Consider the following 20,447-nt stretch of genomic DNA (forward strand, 5'->3'; position numbering starts at 1 on the left):
CAGCGGTGCGAGAAATAATAACTATGATATCGGCGGATATTCCACCGCGTTTTTTTAATGTTGTTAGGTAATATGTAATAAATATAATTAATATGATTTCCTTCTAAAATTAACTTTCGTATTAAAAATAATTCATCATTTAGTTTCTATGGATATAGAAATCATGGCGACAGGCATGCCGCCAAAGGCATGGAATGGATATATTGCAAAAATCTAAAATCACGAAAAGATCACAATACATCGCGTAAAAAATGAGTTAATTTATGATTTACCGCAAGACATTGAGAATATATATGACAAACTCAGCAGACGCGAAATTGTCTCTATGGTCGCTTACGGCTTTGGTGGTGGGGTCGATGATCGGCGCCGGTATATTTTCCCTGCCGGCCACCTTCGGTCGCGCCACCGGCGGCTTCGGCGCCCTGATCGCCTGGTGTATCGCGGGCGGCGGTATGCTGATGCTGGCTTTTGTCTTCCAGACGCTGGCCCAGCGCAAGCCTGAACTCAATTCCGGGGTATTTATTTATGCCAAGGAAGGATTCGGCGATTATTTAGGTTTTGCCTCCGCCCTGGGATTCTGGGCGGGCACCTGTATAGGCAACGTTTCTTATTATGTTTTAATAAAATCCACGCTCGGCGCCTTTTTCCCGATATTCGGCAATGGCAATACCGTGCCGGCGGTACTGGTGGCTTCGGTTATTCTCTGGGCATTCCATGTGCTGTTGTTGCGTGGCGTAAAAGGCGCCGCATCAATCAATACCATCGCCACCTTCGCCAAAGTTATTCCGATATTCTGTTTTGTCATTGTCTTGATTTTCGCCTTCAAAGGCGATTTTTTTGCCGCCAATTTCTGGGGCGTCCCGGATTTGGCGCGCGGCGGCGACGTATCGCACCTCAACGACTACGGCTATGCCGGCCATGCGGCCCTGGCGATGGCGCCGGCGGCGCAGCCCGAATCGCTGTTTTCCCAGGTACGGAGCACCATGCTGGTGACGGTATTTGTCTTTTTAGGAATCGAGGGCGCCAGCGTCTATTCCCGCTATGCCCGGCAGCGCAGCCATATCGGCATTGCCACGGTGCTGGGTTTTATCGGCGTGCTGTGCCTGATGATACTGGTGACCATGCTGTCCTACGGCGTATTGCTGCGCCCGGACCTGGCCGCCTTGCGCCAGCCGTCCATGGCCGGCGTGCTGGAAGCGGTGGTGGGCCGCTGGGGTGCGGTGTTTATCAGCGCGGGGCTGATTATTTCGGTGCTCGGCGCATATCTCTCCTGGTCGCTGCTGGCGGCGGAAGTGCTGTTCTGCGCCGCCAAAAGCCAAAGCATGCCGAAGATATTCGCCACGGAAAATAGCCGGGCGGTCCCCTCCGCCGCCGTATGGCTGACCAATATCACCATCCAGGTTTTCCTGGTCCTGACGTTGTTTAGTGATTATGCCTTTCAGCTGGCGCTTGAATTGACCAGCTCGCTGACGCTTATCCCTTATTTATTGGTCGGCGCCTACGCCTTAAAGCTGGCCTGGACAGGCGAGACCTATGAAACCGATTGGCGGGGGCATAAAAAAGACCTGCTTTTTGCGGCAATCGCTACCTTTTACGCGTTGCTGATGATTTATGCCGGCGGATTAAAGTATCTGCTGTTGTCCGCCGTGATCTACGGACCCGGCACCGTGCTGTTTATTCTCGCAAAACGTGAACAGAAGGCGGAATTATTCACCGCGGCGGAACGGATAGTCTTTATCGTCGTGATGCTGGCGGCCATTGCGGCGCTGTGGAGTCTCGCCACCGGGGTTATCACCATCTAAATGACGGGAGCTGATATGACAGAGAAGCAAAAACCTGCGGAGTATGGCGTTTATTCGGAAGTGGGACGACTGCGCAAGGTCTTGGTGTGCGCGCCGGGGAGGGCGCATAATCGCCTGACGCCCAGTAACTGTGATGAACTGTTATTTGACGACGTGCTGTGGGTGGAGCGCGCCAAACGCGATCATTTCGACTTTATGACCAAAATGCGCGAGCAGGGCGTCGAGGTGGTGGAAATGCATAACCTGCTGGCGACGACCCTGGAAAATCCGTTGGCCAGGAGCTGGCTGCTGGATCAGCAAATCGTGCCCGATGAGGTAACGCTTGGGATATTAAGCGAAACCCGCAGTTTCCTCGATGGCCTGCCGCCGCGGATCCTGGCCGAAGTGCTGATAGGCGGCCTCTCCACCACCGAACTGGCCGCGCAGGGATATGCCGATCATGAGGAACTGACGCTGATCCGTGAAGCGGTGGGCATTACCGAGTACCTGCTGCCGCCGTTGCCCAATACCCTGTATACCCGCGACACGACCTGCTGGATCTACGGCGGCGTCACGCTTAACCCGCTTTACTGGCCGGCCCGCCATGAGGAAACATTGCTGATGGCGGCTATCTATAAATTCCATCCGGATTTTGCCCATGCCCATTTCGATGTCTGGTATGGCGATCCGACGGTTCACCACGGCACCGCCACCCTGGAAGGCGGCGATGTGATGCCTATCGGCAATAAAACGGTGCTCATCGGCATGAGCGAACGTACCTCGCACCAGGCCATTACCCAACTGGCGGCGTCGCTGTTCGCTAAAAAACAGTCCGGGGTGGAACGGGTAATGATTGCCGCCATGCCGAAACTGCGCGCGGCGATGCATCTGGATACGGTATTCACCTTCTGCGATCGGGATGTGGTGACGCTGTATCCGGCCATCGTCAATCAAATCAAAACGTTTTCCCTGCGTCCGGACGACGGCCCGACCGGCATGAAGCTCAGCCGCGACCCGGGCTCCTTTGTCGAGGCGGTGGCCGCGGCGTTAAACCTGGATACGCTGCGCGTGGTCGAAACCGAGGGCAATGATTACGATACCGAACGCCAGCAGTGGGACAGCGGCAATAACATGGTGGCGCTGTCTCCCGGCAAGGTCATGGCCTATGATCGCAATACCAAAACCAATACCCGGCTGCGTAAAGAAGGGGTGGAGGTCATTGAAATCGTGGGCAGCGAGCTGGGCCGCGGACGCGGCGGCGGTCATTGCATGACCTGTCCGCTGATTCGCGACGCGGTTGAGTGATCCCGCGCGCCAAGGGACAAGGCCGTCGGGATTGCGCCGATAACATCCGCCCGTTCACGCGGCGGCATCAATAAGAGAAGCAGTGGAACGGCGCGCTCTGCATAACGCCTGCCGGCGGCAACCTGACGGCGGGCGCCGGGGAGCGCGCCGTTTTTTACGTCATGCGCCCCGCCGCGTTTCCTCGCCGCCATAAGGTAATGTGGCTTAATGAGCGGTGAATTGAGTCAAAAATCCGGCGCAAAATGCACTACTCTTCTTTATCCCGGGTACGCCCAGCTTAAACGAGATGAGAGGATTGTGATGCTGTACCGCCGTTTCGAAAAATTTATCGACGTTTTCCAGGAAGCGCCGACGAAGGCGCCACCCGGCCGGGTATGGCCTTTCTATTGGTATTATCTGCGCCAGGTCTGGCCGAGCTTTGCCGCGCTGCTGGTGGTGGGTTTGGTCGGCGCGCTTATCGAGGTGGCGATGTTCAGCTACCTGAGCCGGATTATCGACCTGGTCAACGGCACGCCCGGCACGCGTTTTTTCAGCGAGCACGGCGGCGAACTGCTGTGGATGACGGTGGTGATCCTGTTGCTGCGTCCGGTGTTCATCGGCCTGCACGACCTGCTGGTGCACCAGACCATCAGCCCGGGTATGACCAGCCTGATCCGCTGGCAAAATCATAACTACGTGCTGCGCCAGAGCCTGAATTTTTTCCAGAATGATTTTGCCGGCCGCATCGCCCAGCGCATTATGCAAACCGGCAATTCACTGCGCGACTCGCTGGTGCAGGCGGTGGACGCCCTGTGGCATGTGCTGATTTACGCCATCACCACGCTGGTGCTGTTTGCCGAGGCGGATTGGCGTCTGGTGATCCCCCTGGTGGCCTGGATTTTCGGCTACCTGGTCTGCCTGTATTATTTCGTGCCCAGGGTCAAAGCCCGCTCGGTGGCGTCTTCAGAGGCGCGTTCCAAGCTGATGGGCTGTATTGTCGACGGCTATACCAATATCACCACCCTGAAACTGTTCGCGCATACGGCGCTGGAGCAGCAGTATGCCCGCGAGGCTATCAGCGAGCAGACGTATAAAACCCAGCTGGCAAGCCGTGTGGTCACCAGTATGGACGTGGTGATCACCACGCTCAACGGCCTGCTGATCGTCGGCACCACCGGGCTGGCGCTGTGGTTATGGACCCAGTCGCTGTTAAGCGTGGGCGCCATTGCGCTGGCCACCGGCCTGGTGATCCGCATCGTCAATATGTCGGGCTGGATCATGTGGGTGGTTAACGGCATTTTTGAAAATATCGGCATGGTGCAGGACGGCCTGGAAACCATCGCCCAACCGGTCAGCGTCACCGACCGGCCGCGGGCGCAGCGGCTGGTGGTCGACCGCGGCGCCATTCGGTTTGATCATGTTGATTTTAACTACGGCCGGGAGCGGCCGGTGATAAACGGGTTGGATCTGTTTATCCAACCCGGCGAAAAAATCGGTCTGATCGGCCCCTCCGGAGCCGGCAAGTCGACGCTGGTGAACCTGCTGCTGCGCCTGTACGACCTGGACGGCGGCCGGATTCTTATCGACGGGCAGGATATCGCCCACGTCAGCCAGGAAAGCCTGCGGGCGCAGATCGGCATGATCACCCAGGATACCTCCCTGCTGCACCGTTCTATCCGCGATAACCTGCTGTATGGCAAACCCGGTGCCAGCGACGAGCAACTGTGGGATGCCATTCGCCGCGCCCGCGCCGACGAGTTTATCCCACTGCTGTCCGACCCGCAGGGCCGTACCGGCCTGGATGCCCATGTCGGCGAGCGCGGCGTGAAGCTCTCCGGCGGGCAGCGCCAGCGTATCGCCATCGCCCGGGTATTGCTGAAGGACGCGCCGATCCTGATTATGGACGAGGCGACCTCGGCGCTGGATTCGGAGGTGGAGGCGGCCATCCAGGAAAGCCTGGAGCTGCTGATGCGCGGCAAGACGGTCATTGCCATCGCCCACCGGCTGTCGACCATTATCAAGATGGATCGGCTGGTGGTGCTGGATAATGGGCGCATCGCCGAGGTCGGCAGCCATAACGAACTGCTGGCCCGCCAGGGGTTGTATGCCCGGTTATGGCAATACCAGACCGGCGGATTTGTCGGGGCGGAGTAATCAGGGCGGCGGCATGGCGCTTGGTCGGTGCCGGTTATCGCCACGTTTTGCTCAGTCCTGGCGGTAGGGTAGCGACTGCCTGGCGTCCTGCGCCCAGGCGCGCACGGCCTGTTGTTCTTGCGTCAGGAAATCGGCCACCGCCTCGCGCAGGCCGGGGTGGCGCAGGTAGTGCCATGAGTCGGTCAGCACCGGCTCGAAACCGCGGATAAGCTTATGCTCGCCCTGGGCGCCGGCGTCAAAACGCGCCAGCCCATGGGCAATGGCATAATCAATGCCCTGGTAAAAACAGGTTTCGAAATGCAGCCGATCGAATTCCGCCAGGCAGCCCCAATAGCGCCCGTAAAACGTATCGCCGTCCACCAGGCTGAAGGCCATGGCCACCGGGCGGCCCCGTTGGCTGGCCAGCACCACCCGGACGGCGTCGGGCATCCGTGCGGCCAGCAGGCTAAAAAAGTCCCGTGCCAGGTAGGGCGTGCGGCCGCGCACCTCATAGGTATTGGCGTAGCAGGCGTAAATAAAGTCCCACTGCGCCTCGCTCACCTGCCCGCCCGCAAGCCAGGCGAACTCAATGCCCTGCGCCAGGACCTGCCCGCGTTCCTTGCGCATTTGCTTGCGTTTGCGCGAGGTCAGGGCATCAAGAAAATCCTGGAAATCCCGGTAGCCGCGATTAAACCAATGATACTGGCAACCCAGGCGCCTGAGCCAGTCCGGCTCGGCCGCCAGCAGACCGTTGGCGCGGGAATCGGTAAAGTTGATATGCGCGCCCGAGAGGCCGTGGCGGGCCAGATGCCCCGGCAGCGCCGCCAGCAGCCGGGCGCCCGCCGCCGGGTCGCCGAGCAGCCTGGCGCCGGTTACCGGACTGAAGGGCACGGCGCCCAGCCATTTGGGATAATACTGAATACCGGCGCGTTCGCAGGCTTCCGCCCAGCCCTGATCGAAAACATATTCGCCATAGGAGTGGTGTTTCCGGTAGCCGGGCATGGCGGCAAGGGTACGGCCGTCCTCCACCCATAACAGATGGTCGGCTTGCCAGCCCGAACGCGGATCAAGGCTGCCGCTGTCCTCAAGAGACGACAAAAAGGCGTGGCGCAGAAAGGGTTGTCCGGCCGGGACCAGGGCATCCCACTCGCCGGCGGGAATATCGCGCAGGCGCGCCAGGGACGTTAAAGACATCACAATATGCTCCGGTGAAGTGCCGACAATCAGAAAGAACAGTAGCCAGTTGCCGCGCGATACGCAAGGGCGGGGGCACGCAGTGGCAAAGGCGCGGTATCTCAAGGCGGGTTAGTTTTCCAGCGTGAAGCGATGTGCCGTGCCGGGGTGCCGATAGTCCGTCCACACATAATCAGAGCGAATAAAAAAAATAGATCATACTTAGAGGGGAATAACGACATTATCAGGGGAACGCATGGGTTTTACGGGATGGACAGCGGCCGTGGGCGGCTTGTTATTAGTCATGTCGCTGGCGTCCGGCTGGATCCATCGCGGGCCCGTCACCTCATTCGGCGTATATCTGTTGGCGGGCATCGTCTGCGGTCCCTGGGTGCTGAACCTGCTGCGGGTGGATGTGGCCGCCCACGCGATGTTAATCGCGCATGTCACCGAAATTGCCATGGCCGCCTCGCTGTTTATTACCGGCCTCAAGCTGCGATTGCCGTTCCAGGACCCGGGCTGGCGCATGGGACTGCGCCTGGCTTTCCCGGCGATGATCCTGACGGTCGGCGGCGTGACGCTGGCCGCCCACTGGCTGACCGGATTCTCCTGGCCGCTATCCCTGGCCTTCGGCGCGATAGTGGCGCCTACCGATCCGGTGCTGGCCAGCCTGATTTCGGTTAACGACGCCCGCGACGACGATAGCCTGCGGGTCTCCCTGTCCAGCGAAGCGGGCATGAACGACGGCACGGCGCTGCCGATTTTGATGTTGGCCATGCTGCTGCTGACCACCCATGAGCCGCTGTCGTTCGGCATGCTGGGCCACTGGGCGCTGCGCGATGTCGCCTGGGCGCTGCTGGGCGGGCTGGGCATCGGTTTTGGCATGGGCCGGCTGATTGGCCATCTGGCCACGCACCTGAAAAGTACCCGGAACGACACCGCGCCCAATGATTTCCTGGCCCTGGCGCTGGTGGCATTAAGCTACGCCGCGGCGCAAAGCCTGGACGCGTCGGGCTTTTTAGCCACGTTTGCCGCCGGCGTCGGGCTCAGGCGCACCGAGCTGGGCATCTTTTCCCGGCATTCGCCGGACCATTTGCCGGAGGACGCGCGCGGCGGCACGGCGGAATCCCTGGTCAATCCCAACCAGCGCCATGAGTCCGGTGCGTCGGGGCCGCTGCGCTCCGTCGGCCTGGTGGTCAGCGACGCGCTCTCCTTTGGCGATACCATGGAACGGTTGTTTGCCGCCGGTATCGTTATCGTGTTGGGCGTCACCCTGGCGCTGCATTGGGATCCCATGGGATTGGTGCTGGCGGCGATCGTATTTTTGCTGGTTCGCCCGCTCGCAGTGTATGCGGCGACCATCGGCAGCGGCACGCCGCGCCTGCACCGGGTCTTGATCGGCTGGCTGGGTATCCGCGGCATCGGCAGCATCAACTATATTACCTGGGCCTATATCCACGGCCTGTCCGGCCCTGATGCCGAGCGCATGGCCAATATGGCGTTTACGCTGATTGTGGCAAGCGTTATCGTGCACGGCATCTCGGTCTCGCCGCTGCTCAACTGGCGGCAGGACAAAATGGCGGCGGCCGCGCAACGCGGGGACAGGCCCGACTCTTCCGGGGATGGCTGAACCGGTTGCCGCGCCGGTGTTTCTGGCTCAGGCTGCGCGCGATATGCGCAACGGCAGGAACATCGCCGCCACGAACGCCAACAGGTGCAGGCCCGAAAGCAGCGCAAAGGCCAGCAAGAATTGCCGCGGCTGGGCATGAGCGGGGTGTGGCGGGGTTAACGAGACGGCCATGGCCAGGAGCGTGGTCGCCACCGGCCCGCCGATCCGTTGTGCGATATTCAGCGCGGTGTTCGCCACGGCAAGCCTCGCTTTCGGTATCGACGCATACGCGGCCGATATGGACGGTATGCTGATGGTTCCCTGGCCCACGCCGGCGAGAAACAGGCTTCCCATGGCCCAGGCGGCCGAGAACAGATGGCTTGCCATCCACAGGAACGCCAGGGTGCTCAGGAACGCCAGCAACGCGCCGCCCGCCGAGACCGCGCGGCAGCCGTACCTGTCTGTCAACGCCCCCAGCAACGCAAACGAGCACATCATGCCGATCCCTGTCGCGGCGATAAGCCAGCCCGCGTGCGCGGCGGATAACCCACAGCCGGCTATCAGGTACAGCGGGACGATAAGCTGCCGGCCGTACATGATGCCGCTGGCGAAAAATTGTGTGATCGCGGCGACAGAGAAGGTCCGGTGCGAGAAAATCCGTACGTCGATCAGGGCTGAATCCCCCTTGCGCCAGGAATAGCGTACGAACCCGGCCAGAACCACGACGGCCGCAAGCAGCAGCCATCGTCCCCCGGCGTGCGCCGCATTTTGCAGCCCGTAAATCAACGCCACGAGGCCGGGGGAAATCAGCGCGAAACCGGGAAAATCGAACGGCCGCGATGGCAAGGTGACGGCATCGCCCGGCAGCAGTAACGCCGCCAGTGCGACACCTGCCACCCCCACCGGTACGTTAAGGTAGAACAACCAGGACCAGGTGGCCTGCATAAGGATCGTCCCGGCCACCACCGGACCGAGAATGGGTGCGAGCAGGATAGGCAGCGTGGCGTAGCCCATCACCCGCGCCATGTTTTTCCCCGCCGCGCGCGCAATCATCATCTGCGTCATGGGCGCCAGCACGCCGCCCACCAGACCCTGGAACACCCGGGCGGCGATCAATCCGCCCATCGTTTGCGACGCGCCGCACAGAACGGACGCCAGGATAAATACCGCGAAACAGATAAGATAAAGCCGCTTTGCGCCGATGCGATCCACGAGCCAGCCGTTGAGCGGCAGCATCAGGGTCATCGCCAGCAGATAGCCGCTGACGATCCACTGCGCCGTCGCAATCGATGAGCCGAGCGTATGGCTGATGGCCGGGAGTGAAACGTTGACCACGGTCGAATCGAGCTGCGTCATAAACGACCCGATCAAGACGACGACGGCCACTTTCCACACGGATGAGCCTATTTCGCCGGGCGCGTTGCCGCGCTTCGTTCCCGGGTTCATTTTTCGGCCAGTCGTTTGATGATCCCGCCGGCCTTGAAAAGCATGGCGCGTTCTTCCACGTCAAGTTCCGCGATCGCCTGCGATAACCACAGCCGTTTCGCCTCGCGGTTTTTCTTGCGTAGCTCAACCCCGCGCGCCGTCAGCTCGATAAGCACCTGGCGGCCGTCGGTGGCATGCGGCGTACGCCTGACGATGCCCATGTCTTCAAGCGCGGCAATGGTCGCGCCCATAGACTGCGGCTTCATCCTTTCAGCGCGCGCCAGCGCCGCCGTGGTGGCGGGGCCGTCGTTAGCCAGCCGCGACATGACGACAGACTCGGTCATTGAAAGTTCTCCCGCCCCGGATTCATTGCGGGTACGGCGGATAAGCATCCCTATCGCCTGCATAAAATCGAAAACGTCTTGCTCCGGGGTATTGGCTGACATGACCTGGTCACCATAATGGGTAAATGATAGGGAAAGCATGAATGTTGCCAGTCAAACTTGCAAGATAAACTTGCAAGTTTGACTGTTAAGTGCAAATCTCATTCCTGGCGCCGCGCACCTGGCGCCGTCAACCCGCGCCGCCGGGCGAAGCCATCGGCCGCTGCGCGGCAAGCGGCGGGCAACACACTGATATGGCCATTGGAGGATCCCCGCATGCCGTGGTATCACTACCTGTCGTATTTCTTGGGCGGAGCCGTTGTCGCCAACGCGATTCCACATTTGGTCAGCGGAATGATGGGGCGGTCTTTCCAAAGTCCCTTTGCCACGCCGCCGGGCCAGGGGCTGTCATCGGCAACCGTTAATGTGTTGTGGGGGGCATTCAATGTGGCGCTGGCCTATTTTTTGATTTACCAGGTGGGATCTTTCACTCTACGCGCTATGGCGGACGCGGGCGCCGCCGGCCTGGGCGCGCTGTTAATGGCGCTGGTGTGCGCCCGCGCGTTCGGGCGTTTCCATGGCGGTGCCGGAAAATGACACTGGCGGTAGATCAGGGGATCTATCGCCAGTGAACGCGTTTTCCGGATTTTTACCGGGATGGGACGATGGGGTATAGCCTTATCGCATGGTGACCAATTCTTCCGCCGCGGTGGGATGAATCGCCACGGTATTATCAAAATCACGCTTGGTGGCGCCCATCTTCATGGCCACGGCAAAGCCCTGAAGGATCTCATCCATGCCCAGGCCGATGCCGTGCAGGCCGATAATTTTTTCCTCCGGCCCCAGGCACACCAGCTTCATCCTGCATGGCTGGCGATGGCTTGTCACGGCGGTGTACATGGAGGTAAACGCTGTTTTGTATATCTTGATCTGTTTTTCACCGTATTTGGCGATCGCTTCCGGCTCGGTCAGGCCGATGGTGCCGATGGGCGGATGGCTGAACACGACGGTTGGGATGAGATTGTAATCCAGATGTTCTTCCGGCTTGCCGTTAAACACGCGTTCCGACAGGCGGCGACCCGCGGCCACCGCCACCGGGGTCAGTTCCACCGCGCCGGTATTGTCGCCGACGGCGTAGATGCCCTGGACATTGGTATTCTGGTATTTATCCACCCGGATATAGCCGTTGCTGTCGGTTTCCACCCCGGCCGCGGCCAGGTTGAGGTTATCAGTGGACGGCTCGCGCCCGATGGCCCAAATCAGCGCGTCGACGGTAAATACCTGGCCGTTTTCCAGCGTCAGCGTCAGGCTGCCGTCCTGGTTTTTTACAATGGTTTCGGGAATGGAGCCGGTATGCAGGTTCGGGCCTTCCGCCTGCATGATTTCCACCAGCGTATCCACCACCAGCGGATCGAAGGTGCGCAGCGGCGCGTGCTTACGCACAAACAAATGGGTCTGCGCGCCCAGCGCATTCACCACCCCGGCAAGCTCCACCGCGATATAACCGGCGCCGACCACCGCCACGCGCTGCGGCATGGCGTCCAGCGCGAAAAAACCGTCGGAATCGATACCGTATTCGGCGCCGGGGATATCGATATGGCTGGGGCGTCCGCCGGTCGCGATCAGAATATGATCGGCGGTGATGTGTTCGCCGTTGACTGCTACGGTATGCGCGTCAACAAAGGTGGCGAAACCCTCGATAACATCGACGTTGTTATTGCCCAGCACCCGTTCGTAGGACTGATGGATGCGGTCGATATAGGCGCTGCGGCTCTTGACCAGGGTCTGCCAGTCAAAATGGTTAATGGTGGTGTCGAAACCATAATCCGGACCGTAGAGCTTGATCGCCTCGGCGATTTGCGCCGCGTGCCACATGATTTTTTTCGGGACGCAACCGACATTGACGCAGGTGCCGCCAAGATATTTGGCCTCGATCAGCGCGCACTTCCGGCCGTACGATGCGGCACGGTTAATCGAGGCGATACCGCCGCTGCCGCCGCCAATAGCAAGATAGTCGTAATGTCTGGTCATCAGGATTCCCTTTTGGTCTTTTGATGGGCACAAGTTTAACGCGCAAAACGCATTTGTCGCAAAGTTTGCATCAATCCCTCCGATAGGCGCAGAGCGGGGCGCCACGCCGACGTGCCGGCGGCCCTCAGCGCACCGGTAGCGGATTCCGCCCCGGCGTCGCTGGTTAATAGCCAGGCTTTATTCCGGCACGACCCAACCCATGGGCATTGGCGCCGCCGGGTAATAGACCGGCGTCGGCCGGAGTTATTCCGGCACCACCCAGCGCACCAGCGTATGGCCGTGTCCGGTGGGCACCAGCGCCTGGTGCAGCCAGGGCAACAGCTCGGTCATCTGTTGCTCCAGCATCCACGGCGGATTGATCACAATCATGCCCGAGCCGGTCATGCCGCGCTGGTCGCTGTCCGGCCTGACCGCCAGTTCGATTTGCAGGATGCGGCGGATGCCGGTTTTCTCAAGCGATGCCAGGATTTTTTTCACATGCTGGCGCAGCACTACCGGATACCACAGGGCGTAAATGCCGGTGGCAAAACGCTTGTAGCCCTCCTCAATGCCGGACACCACGTCGGGATAATCGGATTTCAGCTCATAGGACGGGTCCATCAGGATCATCCCGCGCCGGCTCTGCGGTGGCAGTTGGGATTTCAACTGGGCATAACCGTCGGCGCGCAATACTTCGGCGCGCGCGTCTTTCTGGAACTCATTGCGCAGCAGCGGATAATCGCTGGTATGCAGTTCCGTCAGGTGCAGCTTGTCCTGCGCGCGCAGCATCTGGCGCGCAATCAGCGGCGAGCCGGGGTAATAACGCAGGGTACCGCTGCGGTTATAATGACGGATTACCGTCAGGTAGGGGTCCAGCAGCGCCGGACAATCGTCCCGCTGCCAGATCTTGCCGATGCCATCCAGGTATTCCCCGGTGCGTTCGGCGCGCTCGCTGCTGAGCAAATAGCGCCCGGCGCCCGCATGGGTATCAAGATAAAGGAAAGGTTTTTCTTTTTCCTTCATGGCCGTCAGGATCAGACTCTGGACGGTGTGTTTCAGCACATCGGCGTGATTACCGGCATGAAAACTGTGGCGATAACTTAACATAGTGTTTTGCGCTTTCAGATGATGTTGTTATTTACAGTATAATCAGTGCGTTACCGAAAGTGACTACTGTGCGTCGTTGCGGTGCTGAAGATTTACGGCCCTAACGGCAAGACAGGTACGGGGCGCGCTACAGGGCACAGCATATCATGGGCGCTAGTATAAACCGCCTTGGGGATAAAAAGGGAAAAGCATTGCCTGCGACCTGCGGGCTTTTTTATGCCTGGATAGCGCCAGGGCGGGGGAAAACGAGGGGGAAAACCAGGTAAAGCCTGCCGATGGGCGTTAACCCATCGGCAGGAAAAGGCGTTAGTTATGCAGCATGCTGCCGACGATAATGGACGTTATCACTCCGGTCGCCACCGCCATCAGTACATAATTACCGTCGATATAGGCCCATTGCTCGCCTCTGGGCGGCTCGTACAGGCCACGGCTACGCCAGTCATCAACGCGGTAATGTTCGCGGTAATAGCGCGGTACCGGATGTCCGCGCCTGAAATCATGGCCGTTCCAGGCGAAATGGTCGCGTTCACGGCCGCGCGGGCCGCCCCGGTCGCCATGGCCCCGGTTATCATGGCCGCCCCGGTTGTCATGGCCGCCTTGTCCGCCCGGGCCGCCATTACCGTGATGGTCGCCGCCCCCGTTGCGGGGCTGCCAATCCTGGCCGTCGTGTCCGCCGGGACCGTCGGCGTATGACGCTGTCGGGAGGCAGGCGCTTGCTGAAATTAATGTGATTACCATTAGCAGCGTAGATTTTTTCATTTTTCGTCACCCTCAATTAAGCGACTGCTTCGCCAAGCCAGTAAGCACACTATCAGCGAGATCAGACGGGACGACATCAGGAAATATCTTAAAAAAATGCCCTACTGACAATGATTTACCGCCCTTATCGCATTCCTTACATATGTGAAGGTAATGCGGGCGCCCCCCGGCTATCAGCCATGGTTAAACGCGCGCGGCATAGTGTCCGGCCCCGGTGGTGATGCCGCGGGAAGGAACCGGTTTCCTTAGGCGTTACGCATGACGCTATCCTTTAAAATCCAGTATCCGGCCGTCGGCCAGGGTTGCGCGCAGGCCTTGGGCGGGAATATCCGCAAAGGCGCTTTGGCTGAAGTTGGCGACAATCACCGACCCGTCGCTAAACGTGGTTTGCTGCACCCAGCCGGCGTCGTCCAGCCAGCGGAAACCCGTCAGCGCTTGATTCCACAGTGCGGTATGCAGCGGGCGGAAGACAGCATCCGTTTTGAGTATTTCCGGTAGTCTGGCGGCGAGCGTGGCGCGATTAAGATGATACATCGGTGCCGTGTTATACAGCCCGCTAAGCAAGGTCCGGGTCGTTTTCACCTCGCTTAACTTGAGGTTGTCGGTGTGCCAGTGATGGCTGCTGATAAGGGCATCGTGAAAAACGGCCTGATAAAGCGGGATACGATTGCGCGGGTCGAATACAACGCTGCGATAAGGCTCCTTCACCTTTGCCGGGGCAAAAAAGAATGCCGGCTGGGCATCCGGCCACCAGGCGCCGAGATACCAGGGGGAACGGCGATCCTGATACATATCCTTGCGGCCCCAGCCAAATCCCCAGGTCTGGGTGCCATGCGCAAACATCAGCTGACCGGCATTGGCCGCGTTGCCGTCCTCTGATCCCAAGGGCAGTTTAAAGGTGGTATTAAACCAGGCCATGCGGGCATTGCGGGCGGCAATGGTGTGCTGCGCGCCGCTCGGGTGGACCGGATGATAGTCATCCGCGGCCATGCCGGTGCCGTCGACATCCAGGAACAGGCTGTTCAGATTCCCCAGATGCATCAGTTCGCTTATTCTTCGCTGCGAAAAGGACAGCATACAGCTGGGGTTAAGATAATACCCTTTTTGGCCAAAACCGGGCTTTTTGCCGCCATGCGCTTCCACGATGGCGCAGTTTTCGCACAGCGCCGCGGGTATCTGCGCGCTTAACCAGCTGTCATTAACGCCGCGCGGGATAGCCGTATCGTATGAATCATAGGTGGCGATCAGATAGCCTGATTTTTTTGCCAGCGCCACCGCCCGCGCCGCCATAAAATTAGCGGTCCACTTTTCAGTTGCCAGCCATAACCGCGGCAGCCCCGCCTGATGCAATGCGGTTATCAATGGCGTGCTTAACCCCTGGCCCCAGGCTGCGGCAGGGGCAAGAAAGGGGCCCAGGCGCTGTTCGGCAAGCCGGCGTATGGCGTTGGCCTGTGCCTGCTGCGCCGGCAGGAAATCAGGATCATCGGGCGTGGCGTTAACAGGAACGCTGTCGATTAAGGCTGCGTTCAGCGCGGCGGTCAGCGAGGCTTGCTGCCATGGCTGCGGAATCCGGGTTTTAACGGTCTCAAGGGTTTGCCTGCCCTCTTTATCGATTTTATCCCACAGGGATAATCCCCCTGGCGATTGCAGATACAGCGCCAGTCCGGGCCAGTCAATAACATCGGACACATCGAGCGGGCCGTTGCCCCATAGATAAACATGGGTGGCCCCGATCAGTTTTTCGCCCTCCGGCGCCAGGCGGATTTTATCCTGTAATGGTGTGAACTGACCGGTTTGCTGCAGATATTGCCGATAGCGCAAGGCGCCGGAAAGCTCTGAACGCCCCGCATAAAGCAGGACCTGCAAAGGCTGATGTTGATTAAATCGATTGAATTCATGCGCGGCGACCATCTTCACCGCGGTTTCTGCGCCGGAAAATGCCACCTCATTATGCATCGGCGTGAGTAAGAGCCAACTGACGACCTGGCCGCCCTGCAACTGGCTCCATAACGGCAGTTTTAAATCCATATTGGTATTGAGCGATGACATCTCGCCCAACAGATACTGTTGCCAGTGCGGATCCTTAAGTGACACCCGGCTGCCTTCGGCCAGCGGCAACAGCAGTGTTTTCACCGGCTCGGGCAGGGAAAACCAGATAAAGCGCTGCGGCTTGGCGGTCGTGAAATCAAGATATAACTCGTTATCCCCCAGCCGCAGGGCGACGTTCATTGCCCGCTGCGGCCAGTACCAGTTAGCCTGGGTGGGGCCGTGGCTCAATGCAGTGACTTTCTGCGGCGCCTGCGGCTGATTTACTGGCATATTGCCGATACTGATGGCAAGCGTGGACGGGTCGACGGTAAAGATCATGTCATCGCGTTGCAAGGTTAACGCGCTGGCCGATCCCGCCAGCAGTAACAGGCCGCAGGTCACGCTTTTGGCCAGGCAATGCCATTGCCCGGCGAGGCGGGGCGTCTTGTTCATGATGTCACCTCGGAATACCGCGTTACTATTTTATATTTATAGGGGGAATGCTTGTGTTGCTTCAGCCGGATTTGGCGATGTCGTGAACCCTAGCATGGCGGCGTGGCAATGCCATTTACTTTACTCAATACGGCTTTTCTGTTAATGGATCGTTTAGATTTTTTCCAGGTAATTTATTGAAAGGATGGGGTTATCATGCGGATTGTTCTTGCGGACCGTTATCCCGGCGCCCAATTCTGGGCTTTTGGCGACGGCGCCGAGATGGCCGATACTCTGCTGGCCCTGGTCCTGCGCGGCGAAAAAACCGCGTCCTGCTGTTCTTATACCGCTTTCCGGCAGGACGGGGCCCCGGCTGTCGGCGGTTATCATGTGATACTGGACGGCGCCGACAATCCCGCCTGCGTCATCCGCACCGTGGCGCAACGGTTGGTGCGTTATTGCGACGTGACCGCCGACATGGCCGCCCTGGAAGGCGAGGGAGATAAGAGCCTGGACTACTGGCGGGCGGCGCATCGGGATTTTTTTCAGCGCGAGGGCGGCTTTTCACCGGAGATGCTGCTGGTATTCGAGCAATTCACGCTGATAGAAAGACTTCAATGAAAAACGGCATATCGCCCGCAGCCGCCGTCCCCGGGCCGGGATGGCGGGGTATTTCCCGCACGGCGCCATGCCTTGCCGGCCATCCAAGCCGGCGGGGGCGGGCGTTTAACGCAGGTTAGGATTGCTCATCACGCTATACCGGCCGCAGCCCAACAGCGCTATGGCGATGCCGGCGAACAGGTAAACGGCGATAACCTCAAAACCCCAGCCGCCCACTTTGTCCAGGGTCAATATCATGCCCGGATTGGTAATCAGCCAGGCAAAGAGCATGGTAAAACAAAATACCAGCGCGGCGGGGCGTACCAGGATGCCGAGGATAAACAGCACCGGCACCACTATCTCGCCGAGAAACACACCGTAGGCAACAAACGCCGGCATGCCGTGCCGCTCCACCATGCCGACGATACCGTCAATACCATAGATCGCTTTATGGATGCCATGAAGCATCATCATGCCGCCAAAAGCGACGCGCAGCACTAATCTTCCTAAATCCGGTTTATCCAGCATACGGTTAAAAGCAGCAATCATTTTACACCATCCCATTTGCAATAAATTTGAATGATTATCGTTGTAACCATTATTACTCTTTTCAGCGACAAAAGCCCACCGCTTAAATGAGCCAGATCAACCAAATAGCAGCAATAACGAAAATAAATTTCCCCTACGGCCGCGGGGCATATTGGCATCCCTCAGCCTGGGGTGTGGGGCGGCAACCGCGCTGTTCTCTCCCCGCGCCGCCGCTATTTTCCACGGGCCGTTAGCTGTCGGCGGCGTTAACGGCATAACACATTCCGTTGCCCGCCATTGATTTTCGCTATAGTTAGCCTCATGTTACTTTCATATCTTTTAAACAATGATCAGGGCCGCGCTATGACAAATCCGTTGTTGACTCCATTTTCCTTGCCGCCGTTTTCCGCCATTCTTCCTGAGCATATCGTCCCGGCGGTAAAATCCGCCCTTGCCGACTGCCGACAGACCGTTGAGCGCATCGTTGCGCTATCGGGTCCGTATACCTGGGACACCTTGTGCCAGCCGCTTGCGGAAGCGGACGATCGCCTGGGCCGCATCTGGTCGCCGGTCGGCCATCTGAACGCGGTGCAGAACAGCCCGGAGCTGCGCGAAGCCTATGAGCAAAGCCTGCCGTTATTGTCGGAATACAGTACCTGGGTGGGCCAGAACAAGGGGTTGTACGACGCGTATCGCGATTTGCGCAACGGCGAATACTACGATGAGCTGAGCGTGGCGCAAAAAAAAGCGGTTGATAACGCCCTGCGCGACTTCGAGCTGTCGGGGATCGGCCTTTCACCCGAGAAACAAAAGCGCTATGGCGAGATTGCCGCGCGCCTGTCGGAGCTGGGTTCGGCCTATAGCAATAATGTGCTGGACGCCACCATGGGGTGGAGCAAGCTGATTACCGACGAAGGCGAACTCGGCGGCATGCCGGAAAGCGCGCTGGCCGCGGCCCGCGCCCAGGCGGAGGCGAAGGGGCAGGAAGGCTGGCTGATTACCCTTGATATCCCCAGCTATCTGCCGGTGATGACGTATTGCGATAACGCCGCCCTGCGTGAAGAACTGTACCGCGCCTATGTCACCCGCGCCTCCGACCAGGGTCCCAATGCCGGCAAATGGGACAACGGCCCGATCATGGAGGAAATCCTGGCGCTGCGGCACGAATTCGCCCAACTGCTGGGTTTCGCCAGCTATGCCGATAAGTCCCTGGCGACCAAAATGGCGCAAAATCCGCAGCAGGTGCTGGATTTTCTCACCGATCTGGCCCGGCGCGCCCGTCCGCAGGGCGAGCAGGAACTGGAGCAGCTGCGCGCCTTCGCGGCCAAACACCACGGCCGCGATGCGTTAAATCCCTGGGATATTACCTACTATAGCGAAAAGCAAAAACAACATCTTTACGCCATCAGCGATGAGCAGCTGCGGCCTTATTTCCCCGAGCAGCGGGTGGTAAACGGCCTGTTTGAGGTGGTGAACCGCATCTATGGCATCACCGCCGAGGAGCGTACGGATGTGGATACCTGGCATCCCGAGGTGCGTTTTTTCGATTTGTTCGACGAACAGGGCGAGCTGCGCGGTAGTTTCTACCTGGATTTATATGCCCGCGACAATAAGCGCGGCGGCGCCTGGATGGACGATTGCGTCGGCATGCTGCGCAAAGCCGACGGCAGCCTGCAAAAGCCGGTGGCCTACCTGACCTGCAATTTTAACCGCCCGGTCAGCGGCAAGCCGGCGCTGTTTACCCACGACGAGGTCACCACCCTGTTCCACGAATTCGGCCACGGCTTGCATCATATGCTGACCCGCATCGACACTCCCGGGGTTGCCGGCATCAGCGGTGTGCCCTGGGACGCGGTGGAACTGCCCAGCCAGTTTATGGAAAACTTCTGCTGGCGGCCCGAGGCGCTGGCCTTTATCTCCGGCCATTATGAAACCCACGAGCCGTTGCCCAAAGCCATGCTGGATAAGCTGCTGGCGGCGAAAAATTACCAGGCGGCCCTGTTTATCCTGCGCCAGCTGGAATTCGGCCTGTTTGATTTCCGCATGCATTTCGAATACAGCCAGGAACAGGGCGCGCGCATCCTGCAAACGCTGGCGGAGGTGAAACAGCAGGTGGCGGTCATGCCGGCGGTGGAATGGAGCCGTTTCCCCCATGCGTTCAGCCATATATTCGCCGGCGGTTACGCGGCGGGCTACTACAGCTATCTCTGGGCCGACGTGCTGGCGGCGGACGCCTGGTCGCGCTTTGAGGAAGAGGGGATCTTCAATCGGCAAACCGGCCAGTCGTTCCTGGACAATATTCTCTCGCGCGGCGGTTCCGAGGAGCCTATGGCGCTGTTTGTCCGTTTCCGCGGCCGTGAACCCGAGCTGGACGCCATGCTGCATCATTACGGTATCCGCGGATAATGCCGCTGGAGCCGCTGGCGCTGCGTTGTGAACCGGGCGTGGACAAGGCGCGTTTAGCGGCCCTGGCTGAACGCTGGGGCCTGCTGCACGATGCGTCGGCGGTGATGGAACTGGTGCTGACGCCGGAGCGCCTTGAGCTGCGCAAGCGCGATGAGCCGAAGCTCGGCGCCATCTTCGTCGATTTTACCGGCGGGGTAATGGCACATCGCCGCCGCTTCGGCGGCGGACGCGGCGAAGCCATCGCCCGGGCGGTGGGTGTAAAGGGTAAAACGCTGCCGGACGTGGTGGACGCGACGGCGGGCCTGGGGCGCGATGCGTTTGTCCTGGCGTCCCTCGGCTGCCGTGTGCGCATGTTCGAGCGCCATCCCGTGGTGGCGGCGCTGCTGGACGACGGGCTGCAACGGGCCTATGACGACCCGGAGGTGGGGACATGGCTGCGTGAGCGCCTGACGCTGGTGCACGGCTCCAGCCTGATCGGGTTAACCGGGCTGCGGCCGCGTCCGGATGCGGTTTATCTTGATCCGATGTTTCCGCACCGGCAGAAAAGCGCGCTGGTTAAAAAAGAGATGCGGGTGTTTCAATCGCTGGTGGGCGCCGACGAGGACGCCGACGAACTGCTTCTACCCGCGCGCGCGCTGGCGACCCGGCGGGTGGTGGTCAAACGCCCGGACTATGCTCCGCCGCTGGCGGGCATTGCCGCCCAGGCCCATATCACCACAAAAAATCATCGTTTCGATATCTATACCCCGCAAGCAATCCCCGCAGAGCAACAGGTTACGGCGGATTAAA

General features: G+C 59.6%; 16 protein-coding genes. 8 read left to right on the forward strand and 8 right to left on the reverse strand.

Annotated features, from left to right (window positions below; genetic code table 11):
• The first annotated feature begins 293 nt into the window (after positions 1-293).
• The 3 genes from ABUK12_RS17455 (at position 294) to ABUK12_RS17465 (ending at position 5,219) form a co-directional block, all read left to right on the forward strand.
• Positions 294-1,802, forward strand: a complete 1,509-nt coding sequence (locus ABUK12_RS17455) for an amino acid permease (RefSeq protein WP_410013038.1) — start codon at positions 294-296, stop codon at positions 1,800-1,802.
• A gap of 15 nt (positions 1,803-1,817) precedes the next feature.
• Positions 1,818-3,086: an arginine deiminase gene (locus ABUK12_RS17460; protein WP_410013039.1), complete on the forward strand. Its 1,269-nt coding sequence runs from the start codon at positions 1,818-1,820 to the stop codon at positions 3,084-3,086.
• 300 nt (positions 3,087-3,386) lie between these two features.
• On the forward strand, positions 3,387-5,219 hold the full coding sequence (locus ABUK12_RS17465) for an ABC transporter ATP-binding protein (protein WP_410016691.1): 1,833 nt from the start codon (positions 3,387-3,389) through the stop codon (positions 5,217-5,219).
• 51 nt (positions 5,220-5,270) lie between these two features.
• Here the strand turns inward: ABUK12_RS17465 and ABUK12_RS17470 are convergent, their stop codons facing one another.
• Positions 5,271-6,392 carry a GNAT family N-acetyltransferase gene (locus ABUK12_RS17470; protein WP_410016692.1) on the reverse strand — a complete coding sequence of 374 codons (1,122 nt, stop codon included), beginning with the start codon at positions 6,390-6,392 and terminating at the stop codon, positions 5,271-5,273.
• A 235-nt stretch (positions 6,393-6,627) separates the two neighbouring features.
• Between ABUK12_RS17470 and ABUK12_RS17475 the strand changes: the two genes are divergently transcribed.
• Positions 6,628-8,001 carry a cation:proton antiporter gene (locus tag ABUK12_RS17475; RefSeq protein WP_410013040.1) on the forward strand — a complete coding sequence of 458 codons (1,374 nt, stop codon included), beginning with the start codon at positions 6,628-6,630 and terminating at the stop codon, positions 7,999-8,001.
• A gap of 27 nt (positions 8,002-8,028) precedes the next feature.
• Here ABUK12_RS17475 and ABUK12_RS17480 read toward each other — a convergent pair whose 3' ends face one another.
• Together ABUK12_RS17480 and ABUK12_RS17485 are read right to left on the reverse strand one after the other, a co-directional pair.
• Positions 8,029-9,426 (reverse strand): DHA2 family efflux MFS transporter permease subunit, encoded by a 1,398-nt coding sequence (locus ABUK12_RS17480; RefSeq protein WP_410013041.1) that lies wholly within the window; start codon positions 9,424-9,426, stop codon positions 8,029-8,031.
• Positions 9,423-9,851 (reverse strand): MarR family winged helix-turn-helix transcriptional regulator, encoded by a 429-nt coding sequence (locus ABUK12_RS17485; RefSeq protein WP_410013042.1) that lies wholly within the window; start codon positions 9,849-9,851, stop codon positions 9,423-9,425. The genes ABUK12_RS17480 and ABUK12_RS17485 overlap by 4 nt, the downstream gene beginning before the upstream one ends.
• 213 nt (positions 9,852-10,064) lie before the next feature.
• Here ABUK12_RS17485 and ABUK12_RS17490 point away from each other — a divergent pair, with 213 nt between their 5' ends.
• Positions 10,065-10,385 (forward strand): hypothetical protein, encoded by a 321-nt coding sequence (locus tag ABUK12_RS17490; RefSeq protein WP_410013043.1) that lies wholly within the window; start codon positions 10,065-10,067, stop codon positions 10,383-10,385.
• 81 nt (positions 10,386-10,466) lie between these two features.
• On the opposite strand, the gene gorA is transcribed toward ABUK12_RS17490, so the two are convergent.
• From gorA to ABUK12_RS17510, 4 genes are all read right to left on the reverse strand, one after another.
• Positions 10,467-11,819 (reverse strand): glutathione-disulfide reductase, encoded by a 1,353-nt coding sequence (gorA, locus tag ABUK12_RS17495; protein WP_410013044.1) that lies wholly within the window; start codon positions 11,817-11,819, stop codon positions 10,467-10,469.
• A gap of 243 nt (positions 11,820-12,062) precedes the next feature.
• Positions 12,063-12,905 carry a 23S rRNA (adenine(2030)-N(6))-methyltransferase RlmJ gene (locus ABUK12_RS17500; protein WP_410013045.1) on the reverse strand — a complete coding sequence of 281 codons (843 nt, stop codon included), beginning with the start codon at positions 12,903-12,905 and terminating at the stop codon, positions 12,063-12,065.
• 306 nt (positions 12,906-13,211) lie between these two features.
• Complete coding sequence (locus ABUK12_RS17505; RefSeq protein WP_410013046.1) at positions 13,212-13,664, reverse strand: RcnB family protein; 453 nt, start codon at positions 13,662-13,664, stop codon at positions 13,212-13,214.
• Positions 13,665-13,928: 264 nt separating this feature from the next.
• Entirely contained in the window at positions 13,929-16,145 is a 2,217-nt protein-coding gene (locus ABUK12_RS17510; protein WP_410013047.1) for a glycoside hydrolase, read from the reverse strand.
• A gap of 195 nt (positions 16,146-16,340) precedes the next feature.
• Between ABUK12_RS17510 and ABUK12_RS17515 the strand changes: the two genes are divergently transcribed.
• Positions 16,341-16,745 carry an ASCH domain-containing protein gene (locus ABUK12_RS17515; protein WP_410013048.1) on the forward strand — a complete coding sequence of 135 codons (405 nt, stop codon included), beginning with the start codon at positions 16,341-16,343 and terminating at the stop codon, positions 16,743-16,745.
• A gap of 105 nt (positions 16,746-16,850) precedes the next feature.
• Here ABUK12_RS17515 and ABUK12_RS17520 read toward each other — a convergent pair whose 3' ends face one another.
• Positions 16,851-17,273 (reverse strand): DoxX family protein, encoded by a 423-nt coding sequence (locus ABUK12_RS17520; RefSeq protein ID WP_410013049.1) that lies wholly within the window; start codon positions 17,271-17,273, stop codon positions 16,851-16,853.
• A 342-nt stretch (positions 17,274-17,615) separates the two neighbouring features.
• On the opposite strand from ABUK12_RS17520, the gene prlC reads away from it, so the two are divergent.
• A complete protein-coding gene (prlC, locus tag ABUK12_RS17525; RefSeq protein WP_410013050.1) occupies positions 17,616-19,658 on the forward strand; it encodes an oligopeptidase A in 2,043 nt (680 codons plus the stop codon).
• Positions 19,658-20,446 carry a 16S rRNA (guanine(1516)-N(2))-methyltransferase RsmJ gene (rsmJ, locus tag ABUK12_RS17530; protein ID WP_410013051.1) on the forward strand — a complete coding sequence of 263 codons (789 nt, stop codon included), beginning with the start codon at positions 19,658-19,660 and terminating at the stop codon, positions 20,444-20,446. Before prlC ends, rsmJ begins: the two co-directional genes overlap by 1 nt.
• The last annotated feature ends 1 nt before the right edge of the window (position 20,447 follow it).

Source organism: Sodalis sp. C49 (genome assembly GCF_046352915.1).
Taxonomy (GTDB): domain Bacteria; phylum Pseudomonadota; class Gammaproteobacteria; order Enterobacterales; family Enterobacteriaceae; genus Acerihabitans.

Bases quoted from the DNA above. Each gene is read 5' to 3' on its own strand.
- ABUK12_RS17470 (WP_410016692.1), bottom strand. From the start codon at position 6,392: ATGTCTTTAACGTCCCTGGCGCGCCTGCGCGATATTCCCGCCGGCGAG.
- ABUK12_RS17465 (WP_410016691.1), top strand. From the start codon at position 3,387: ATGCTGTACCGCCGTTTCGAAAAATTTATCGACGTTTTCCAGGAAGCG.
- ABUK12_RS17485 (WP_410013042.1), bottom strand. From the start codon at position 9,851: ATGTCAGCCAATACCCCGGAGCAAGACGTTTTCGATTTTATGCAGGCG.
- ABUK12_RS17490 (WP_410013043.1), top strand. From the start codon at position 10,065: ATGCCGTGGTATCACTACCTGTCGTATTTCTTGGGCGGAGCCGTTGTC.
- ABUK12_RS17515 (WP_410013048.1), top strand. From the start codon at position 16,341: ATGCGGATTGTTCTTGCGGACCGTTATCCCGGCGCCCAATTCTGGGCT.
- ABUK12_RS17510 (WP_410013047.1), bottom strand. From the start codon at position 16,145: ATGAACAAGACGCCCCGCCTCGCCGGGCAATGGCATTGCCTGGCCAAA.
- ABUK12_RS17475 (WP_410013040.1), top strand. From the start codon at position 6,628: ATGGGTTTTACGGGATGGACAGCGGCCGTGGGCGGCTTGTTATTAGTC.
- ABUK12_RS17455 (WP_410013038.1), top strand. From the start codon at position 294: ATGACAAACTCAGCAGACGCGAAATTGTCTCTATGGTCGCTTACGGCT.
- ABUK12_RS17520 (WP_410013049.1), bottom strand. From the start codon at position 17,273: ATGATTGCTGCTTTTAACCGTATGCTGGATAAACCGGATTTAGGAAGA.
- ABUK12_RS17460 (WP_410013039.1), top strand. From the start codon at position 1,818: ATGACAGAGAAGCAAAAACCTGCGGAGTATGGCGTTTATTCGGAAGTG.
- ABUK12_RS17505 (WP_410013046.1), bottom strand. From the start codon at position 13,664: ATGAAAAAATCTACGCTGCTAATGGTAATCACATTAATTTCAGCAAGC.
- rsmJ (WP_410013051.1), top strand. From the start codon at position 19,658: ATGCCGCTGGAGCCGCTGGCGCTGCGTTGTGAACCGGGCGTGGACAAG.
- ABUK12_RS17480 (WP_410013041.1), bottom strand. From the start codon at position 9,426: ATGAACCCGGGAACGAAGCGCGGCAACGCGCCCGGCGAAATAGGCTCA.
- gorA (WP_410013044.1), bottom strand. From the start codon at position 11,819: ATGACCAGACATTACGACTATCTTGCTATTGGCGGCGGCAGCGGCGGT.
- prlC (WP_410013050.1), top strand. From the start codon at position 17,616: ATGACAAATCCGTTGTTGACTCCATTTTCCTTGCCGCCGTTTTCCGCC.
- ABUK12_RS17500 (WP_410013045.1), bottom strand. From the start codon at position 12,905: ATGTTAAGTTATCGCCACAGTTTTCATGCCGGTAATCACGCCGATGTG.